We start from the raw sequence: 7,655 nt of genomic DNA, 5'->3' as shown, positions 1-7,655 counted from the left end.
GGCTTCGGCTCGGGTGTGGCTTCCGGTTCCGGTGTTGCTTGCGGCGGTGCCGCGGTGGGCGCCGTCGCCTGCTCGGGCGGCGTCGATGGTGTCGGCGCTGCTGCCTCGTCGCTTTCGGGCGCCGGGCCGCCGTCATCGTCCATCAACGCATTGCAGCGCGGGCAATGCTGTGAGGTGCCGGCCCGCTTGGCGGCGAGCGCGACCAGGAATCCGCAGTTGGGGCAGGGCACGAACATGGCGGCCAGTGTACGGACAAGCGCGCGTCCAGCGGAACCGTCGCGGTGGCAATCCGTGCGCTGCGGCGGCTCGCCGTGCCGGCGTCGCCGCGCATGCCGCCGGGATCAGCCGCGGCGGATCCCGGTGACCCGCATCCAGTCGTCCAGGCGCTCGGCGTGGAGGGCGTCGAAGCGGTCGGCGTAGGCGGCGATCACCTCGTCCTCCTGGCCGGCGAGAATGCCCGACAGCGCGAGCCGTCCGCCCGGCGTGACCCGGTTGCCGATCACCTCGGCCAGCTCGATCAGCGCCGAGGCCAGGATGTTGGCGACCACCACCGGGTAGCTGGCCCGCGGCGCGTCGTCGGGCAGGTGGACCCGCATCCGCGACTCGACCCCGTTGCGCTGGGCGTTGTCGAGGGTGGCGGCGACCGCCTGCGGATCGTTGTCGACGCCGACCGCGCGCGCCGCGCCGAGCTTGAGCGCGGCCAGCGCGAGGATGCCCGAGCCGCAGCCGAAGTCGAGCACCTCGCGGTCGGCGATCAGGCCTTCGCCGGCCAGCGCGTCCAGCCATTGCAGGCACAGCGCGGTGGTCGGATGGGTGCCGGAGCCGAACGCCAGTCCGGGGTCGAGCCGCACCACCGCCGCGTCGGCGGCGTCGGCGCCCTCGGGCAGTTCGTGGTTCCACGGCACGATCCAGGTGCGGGCGCCGAACTTCAGCGGCTCGTACTGGTCCATCCAGGCGCGTTCCCAGTCCTGGTCCTCGATCTCGCGGAATTGCGCCCGCGACCAGTCCAGGCCCTCGTCGTGCGCGGCCAGCGCGTGCAGCAGCAGCTCCGACGGCGTGTCCGCGGGAAACAGCGCGGTCAGCGTCATCTCGCCCCACAACGGGGTCTGGCCGACGCCGGGTTCGAAGATCGCCTGCTCGTCCGGGGCATCGGCATGCGCGTCGGCGAGGGTGACCGCGAGCGCGCCGACGTCCTCCAGCGCGCGCTCGTAGCGCGGCTGCTGGACCTCGGTGCAGGGCAGGGTGAGTTCTAGGAAGGGCATGCTCAGGTGTCCGTTTGGGACTGGGGTGCAGGTTCCCCAGCCGCGACTTGCTCGGCGATGGGCTTGAGTCTGACCGAGTGAAGTCCGTCGATGTGTTCGAAGAGGTCTTTGGAGATGGACTTGCCCATCGGATTCAGGATGAAGTCGATGCCTTCGCGGCGTGCCAGTTTGGCGGCCGGGACAAAATCGGCGTCGCCTGCAATCAGGACGATCTGATCGACAAGTCTCTTGTAGGCCAGGGACGCAATGTCCAGCCCCACTTTCATGTCCACGGCCTTCTGTTTGATGTTGAGCTGGAAGTTCGCGTCCTCAAGAGCTTCCCATCGCAGTTCGCCGCGGCGCAGCAGGCTCAGTGCATCGGGCTTGAGCTCCCAGTCCACATGGTCCGACAACTGGCCCAGGCGCAGGGCGAGCTTGCGCTGCTGGCGCAACTCCTGATGAAGGCGGAGCCGGAAGCGGGCCTCCGGCGACTTGGCGAAGTCGACCGATCGTCGGCTCACCGGCAGGTGCATCTTCTTCTCGATGGGCGGACAGTCGTAGAAGAAGATGCGATAGAGCGCATCCTTGGAGCGCTTCGCCCTGCGGAGGTGTTCCAACGCGACCGAGAGCGCGGTCCTGGCCACGATGGCGGCGTCCTGATGATCGCGGTCAGGGAACGCATGGCGGAAGCACTTCAGGAAAAATGCTCCGTCTATCAGGACGGCGGTCTTCATCATCGTTCCCTGATCCGTAAGGCACGATCCGGAAAAACTTCGCCCCCGGGCTCGGCTTCCGATGGATGTCCGCAAAGCGGATCGAAAGCGTACTGCCGGGGGCGGGATGGCCGGGATATTGTAGCAGCGGTTGGGGATAGTCAAATCACCCCGAGATCGGTATTCACACGATCGACAGCGCCTTTTCCTTCTGCTCCTTCAGCCGCTTCTCCAGGTAGTGGATGTTCTGCCCACCCTGCTGGAAGCCGATGTCGGAGAGGATGCGTTGCTGCAGCGGAATATTGGTCTTGATGCCGTCGACGACCATCTCGCTCAGCGCCACCCGCATGCGCGCGATCGCGGTCTCGCGGTCGGGGCCGTGCACGATCAGCTTGCCGATCATGGAGTCGTAGTTCGGCGGCACCCGGTAGCCTTCGTAGATGTGGCTGTCGACGCGCACGCCGGGACCGCCCGGGGCGTGGAAGTGCTGGATCAGGCCCGGGCTGGGCATGAAGGTCTCCGGGTCCTCGGCGTTGATCCGGCACTCGATCGCGTGGCCTTCCAGCACGATGTCGTCCTGGGTCAGGCTGAGCTTGTTGCCGGCGGCGACGTTGAGCTGCTCGCGGATCAGGTCGATGCCGGTGACCATCTCGGTGACCGGATGCTCGACCTGGATGCGGGTGTTCATCTCGATGAAGTAGAAACGGCCGTTCTCGTAGAGGAACTCGAAGGTGCCGGCGCCGCGGTAGCCGATGCGGATGCAGGCCTCGACGCAGACCCGGCCGATCTCGGCGCGCTGCTCGGGGGTGATGCCCGGCGCCGGCGCTTCCTCGACCACCTTCTGGTGGCGGCGCTGCATCGAGCAGTCGCGCTCGCCCAGGTGGATCGCGCTGCCCTGACCGTCGGCGAGCACCTGGATCTCCACGTGGCGCGGGTTCTCCAGGAACTTCTCCATGTAGACCATGTCGTTGCCGAACGCGGCCTTGGCCTCGGTCTTGGTGGTGGTGACCGCGTTGTGCAGCGCCGCCTCGGTGTGGACCACGCGCATGCCGCGGCCGCCGCCGCCGCCGGCCGCCTTGACGATGACCGGGTAGCCGATCTCGCGGGCGATCCTGGCGTTGACGTCGGCGTCGTCGCCGAGCGGGCCGCCGCTGCCGGGCACGCAGGGCACGCCGGCCTCCTTCATCGCGCGGATCGCCTCGACCTTGTCGCCCATCAGGCGGATGGTCTCGGCCTTGGGGCCGATGAAGACGAAGCCCGATTCCTCGACCCGCTCGGCGAAGTCGGCGTTCTCCGACAGGAAGCCGTAGCCGGGGTGGATGGCCTGGGCGTCGGTGACCTCGGCGGCGGCGATGATCTGCGCCATGTTGAGGTAGCTGTCGGTCGACGGCGCCGGACCGATGCAGACCGACTCGTCGGCCATCGCGACGTGCTTGAGGTTGCGGTCGACGGTGGAATGCACGGCGACGGTGCGGATGCCCAGGGCGTGACAGGCGCGCAGGATGCGCAGCGCGATCTCGCCCCGGTTGGCGATTACGACTTTATCGAGCATGGGCCCGGCCCTCAGGCAATGACGAACAGCGGCTGGTCGAACTCGATCGGCTGGCCGTTCTCGACCAGGATCTTGACCACGGTGCCGGAGACGTCGGCCTCGATCGGGTTGAACATCTTCATCGCCTCGATGATGCCCAGCGTCTCGCCGGCCTTGATCGTCTGGCCGGCGCTGACGAAGGCCGGCTTGTCCGGGGCCGGCGAGGCGTAGAAGGTGCCGACCATCGGCGCGCGCACGACGTGGCCGTCGGGCAGGTCGTCGCCGCCCGCCGCCTCGGCCGGCTTGCCGCCGGTGGCGGCATCGACAGGCGACTGCATCGGCATCGTCGCCGGCACGTGCACGGTGTGCTGCACCGGCGCGCCGACCGGAATGCCGCCGCGCGGCGTGCGGGCGAGGCGGACGGATTCCTCGCCCTCCTTGATTTCGATCTCGGCGAGGTTGGATTCCTCGAGCAGGTCGATGAGTTTCTTGATCTTGCGCAGGTCCATGGATGGGCCTCTTGGTCGTGTGCCCCGGCAGGGGCGGGTCGGTCCGGGTGGAATCGATCCGGGCGGGTCGATCCGGGTAGGGGTGGAGCGGGTCAGCCGGCGGGTTCGATGCGCCGGTCGAGTTGTCGGGTCCGGGTGCGGGTGTGTTCGATCAGGCATTCCAGCAGGGCCTGATTGCGGCCGCTGCCGTCGGCGGCGTGCGCGTAGACGGCGTCGCAGTCGCGGTCGCGGAAGGCGATCCAGTGGCGCTGCGCCTCCACCAGCATCCGGCTCATGCCGGAGCAGGCGAGGCATTCGACCTCGTCCTCGAAGCGCTGCAATTGCGCGCGCAGGCGCGTGTAGCGGTCGTTGAGTTCGGCGTCGGCGCGTTCGTACTCGCGCGACATGCAGATGTCGATCTCCATCGTCGCGCTGGCCCGGTCGCAGTCGATGTCGTCGGCCCGGGCGGACGTGCCGGCGGCCGCCAGGGCCAGTCCGGCGAGCAGGGCGGCGCGCGCGATCACCCGGCCGCTCCCAGCCGCTGCAGGGCGGCGTCCAGCGCGTAGCGGTAGCTGTCGGCGCCGAAGCCGCAGACCACGCCGACCGCGAGGTCGGAAAAATAGCTGGTGTGGCGGAACGGCTCGCGCGCGTGCGGGTTGGACAGGTGGATCTCGATGAAGGGGATCGCGACCGCGGCCAGCGCGTCGCGCAGGGCGACCGAGGTGTGGGTGAACGCGGCCGGGTTGATCAGGATGAAGTCGGTCCCGTCGCGGGCGGCCTGGACCCGCTCGACCAGGGCGTGCTCGGCGTTGGACTGGAAGCTCTCCAGCCGGTGGCCGGCCGCCTCGGCGCGCGCGACCAGGTCGGCCTCGATCTCGGCGAGGGTGGTCGCGCCGTAGATGCCGGGCTCGCGGGTGCCGAGCAGGTTGAGGTTGGGGCCATGCAGGGCCAGCAGCTTCGCCATCGCCTGGGAATCGTCCGGGTCATCGCCCTCGAAGGCCGGCAGTGTGCGTGATGGTAGCGGCGCTGTCCAGAAGTTAACCGCCAAATCGGCGAAGTTGTCGCGATTTAAGCGTTTGTTTGAGTTGTCGCTCTAAATCGTCGGGCCGGCCGGCGTCAAGTCCCGATCGCCGCGGCGGCGGTCTCCGCCTGCGCCAGCAGGATAGGGTTACTCGCCGGTCTCCGACCAGCTGTCGATTTCGCCATGCTGGAACGGGCCGATCTTCTGCTTCAGCAGGCGTCCGTCGGCGGAGATCAGCACCGAGTACGGCAGCACCCCGCGTGGATTGCCGAACTGCACGCTGCTGTCGCGCGGCCCGGCCTGGTCGATCAGGATCGGGTAGTCGACCGGGATCCGGGTCAGGAACTCGCGCACCGCGTCGGCGTCGTCGAGGGCGATGCCGATCACCCGCGCGCCATCGGCGTCGTGGCTGCCGGCATAGCGGTTCAACTCGGGCATCTCCTCGATGCAGGGGCCGCACCAGCTGGCCCAGAAATTCACCAGCAGCGGGCGTCCGGCATAGGCGGCGGGCACGTCGACCGGAGCGCCGTCCAGGTCGGGCAGCCGTACCGGCGGCACCGCCTCGCCGCGGCGGGCGATCGCCAGGTCCTGCGGCGGTGCCGGGGCGGTCGCGGACAGCGCATCGTGCAGCGCGCGCTGGCCCAGCTCGCTCTGCAGCAGCGGACCGGAACCGCCGCGCCACAGGCCGACGGCGGCGCCGAGCACGGCGCCGATAATGGCGATCAGGAGAATGCGGCCGGTGGTGAGTTTCATGCGGGCGACTTCATCGGATCGGCCGGGCGCGCTCGGTCGCCGGGCCGTAGGCGGCTGGGAGGCGGAGGTTCAGGGCGCGTGGCCTGCGGCGTCGAGCAGGGCCTCGCGGACGATCCCCGGGGTGACCAGGATCGGCAGCACCCGGCCCTCGCCGCCGTCGGCCGGATAGACCACGTACAGCGGCACGCCGACCGCCTCGTGACGCTGCAGGAAGGCGGTCAGGGTCGGATCGACGTCGGTCCAGTCGCCGACCATGTAGACGGTTCCGGTCGCCGCCAGGGTCTGGCGGAACTCGTCGCGCGAGAACACCGCGCTCTCGTTGGCCTTGCACGACACGCACCAGTCGGCGGTGACGTTGACGAACACCGGGCGGCCGCTGGCGCGCAGGTCGGCCAGGCGCTGCTCGGAGAACGGCACCGGGCTCAGCGCATCCTGGCTGACGGCGGCCGCCGCGGCCTGCGGGCGTTCCAGCTGATGGATGCGCAGCAGCGGCCAGGCGGTCGCCAGCAGGGCCAGGACGGCGATCACCGCGGCCCAGCGACGGCCGTCGCGGCGGGCGCGGGTCCAGGCCCAGGCGGCGAACGCCAGCGCGGTGGCGGCGACCAGGAACCAGCCGATCGCGTCGGCGCCGCGCTGGCGGGTCAGCACCCAGGCCAGCCACACCGCGGTCAGGTACAGCGGGAAGGCCAGCAACTGCTTGAAGGTCTCCATCCAGGCGCCCGGCTTCGGCAGCCGGTGCGCCAGCGCCGGGATGAAGCCGATCAGCAGGAACGGCAACGCCAAGCCCAGGCCGAGGGTGAGGAATACCGCGATCGCGGTGACGGTGTTGGCGGTGAACGCCCAGGCCAGCGCCGCGCCCATGAACGGTGCGGTGCAGGGCGTGGCCACGACCACCGCCAGCACGCCGGTGAAGAAGTCGCCCGCGGGGCCGGACTTCATCGTCAGCTCGTGGCCGACGCCGGTCCAGCGGCCGCCGATGTGCCAGACCCCGGACAGGCTGAGTCCGAGCGCGAACATCAGCAGGGCCAGCATCGCGACCACCAGCGGCTGCTGCAGCTGGAAGCCCCAGCCCAGCGCCAGACCGGCCTCGCGCAGCGCCAGCGCCAGTCCGCCGAGGGCGGCGAAGCTCAGCAGCACGCCGGCGGTGTACCACAGCGCATGCCGGCGCGCGCGCCGCGGGCTTTCGCCGTTGCCGGCCAGCGACAGCGCCTTCAGCGACAGCACCGGCAGCACGCACGGCATCAGGTTCAGGATCAGGCCGCCGCCGAGTGCGAGCAGCAGGGCGCTGAACAGGTTGAGCGGGCGGCGTTGGCCGCCGCTGGCGGCACCGTCGCCGGTTGCCATGGCTTCGTTGGCGCCGTCGCCCGCGGCGGTCGCGCTGGCGGCGTCGTCGGTTGCCGCCGCCGCTGCAGCCGCTTCGGCCTGGGCCCTGGCTTCGGCCGGTTTGGCGGCGGTGTCTTCGGCGGTCGGGTCGTCCGCGATGGTGCCTGCAACGGCGTCGTCGCCGCCGGCCGCCGGCGTGGCCGGGGCGGGAGCGGAGGCGGTCGCCGCGGCGTCGGTGCCGGCGGGTTCGACGCTACCGGCGGGCAGCGACACCGCCAGGGTGCGGGTCATCGGCGGGTAGCAGATGCCGTCGGTCTGGCAGCCCTGCAGCTCGACGGTCAGGCGCGCGTCGGTGGCGTCGGCGGTGCGGCGCAATACCGGCAGGGTGACCTCGACCGGCTCGAAATACACGGTGGTCTCGCCGAAATACTCGTCGCTGTGGCGCTGGCCGGGCGGCCAGTCGGGGCGGCCGTTGGCGAGGGACGGCGTGCCGTCGACCGCTTGCAGCCGGAATGCGGTCTTGTCGCGGTAGAGGTAGTAGCCGGGGGCGACGTCGAAGCGCACCCGCACGCGGTTGCCGTTGTC

The 7,655-nt window shown here is 70.2% G+C and carries 8 protein-coding genes and 1 pseudogene; all 9 read right to left on the bottom strand.

The annotated features are described in order from the left end of the window. Window positions 1-236: pseudogene (locus FKV24_RS19585) on the bottom strand (hypothetical protein); the annotation flags it as partial. 105 nt (window positions 237-341) lie between these two features. Then, complete coding sequence (prmA, locus tag FKV24_RS10945; RefSeq protein ID WP_141482408.1) at window positions 342-1,262, bottom strand: 50S ribosomal protein L11 methyltransferase; 921 nt, start codon at window positions 1,260-1,262, stop codon at window positions 342-344. Between the two features lie 2 nt (window positions 1,263-1,264). Next, on the bottom strand, window positions 1,265-1,978 hold the full coding sequence (locus FKV24_RS10940; protein WP_141482407.1) for an NYN domain-containing protein: 714 nt from the start codon (window positions 1,976-1,978) through the stop codon (window positions 1,265-1,267). 160 nt (window positions 1,979-2,138) lie between these two features. Beyond that, window positions 2,139-3,506 carry an acetyl-CoA carboxylase biotin carboxylase subunit gene (gene accC / locus FKV24_RS10935; RefSeq protein WP_111267516.1) on the bottom strand — a complete coding sequence of 456 codons (1,368 nt, stop codon included), beginning with the start codon at window positions 3,504-3,506 and terminating at the stop codon, window positions 2,139-2,141. Between the two features lie 11 nt (window positions 3,507-3,517). Beyond that, window positions 3,518-3,994: an acetyl-CoA carboxylase biotin carboxyl carrier protein gene (gene accB, locus FKV24_RS10930; RefSeq protein ID WP_111267515.1), complete on the bottom strand. Its 477-nt coding sequence runs from the start codon at window positions 3,992-3,994 to the stop codon at window positions 3,518-3,520. Between the two features lie 92 nt (window positions 3,995-4,086). Then, entirely contained in the window at window positions 4,087-4,497 is a 411-nt protein-coding gene (locus tag FKV24_RS10925; RefSeq protein WP_141482406.1) for a lysozyme inhibitor LprI family protein, read from the bottom strand. Next, entirely contained in the window at window positions 4,494-4,937 is a 444-nt protein-coding gene (gene aroQ, locus FKV24_RS10920; RefSeq protein ID WP_111267513.1) for a type II 3-dehydroquinate dehydratase, read from the bottom strand. The genes FKV24_RS10925 and aroQ overlap by 4 nt, the downstream gene beginning before the upstream one ends. Window positions 4,938-5,141: 204 nt before the next feature. Continuing rightward, a complete protein-coding gene (locus FKV24_RS10915) occupies window positions 5,142-5,747 on the bottom strand; it encodes a TlpA disulfide reductase family protein (protein ID WP_141482405.1) in 606 nt (201 codons plus the stop codon). Window positions 5,748-5,816: 69 nt separating this feature from the next. Next, window positions 5,817-7,655: protein-disulfide reductase DsbD family protein (locus FKV24_RS10910; RefSeq protein WP_141482404.1), on the bottom strand; the 1,839-nt coding region annotated here is incomplete at its 5' end.

The sequence above is a fragment of the Marilutibacter maris genome (assembly GCF_006546735.2).
Taxonomy (GTDB): domain Bacteria; phylum Pseudomonadota; class Gammaproteobacteria; order Xanthomonadales; family Xanthomonadaceae; genus Marilutibacter; species Marilutibacter maris.
This window is presented reverse-complemented; position numbering and strand designations above follow the sequence as displayed.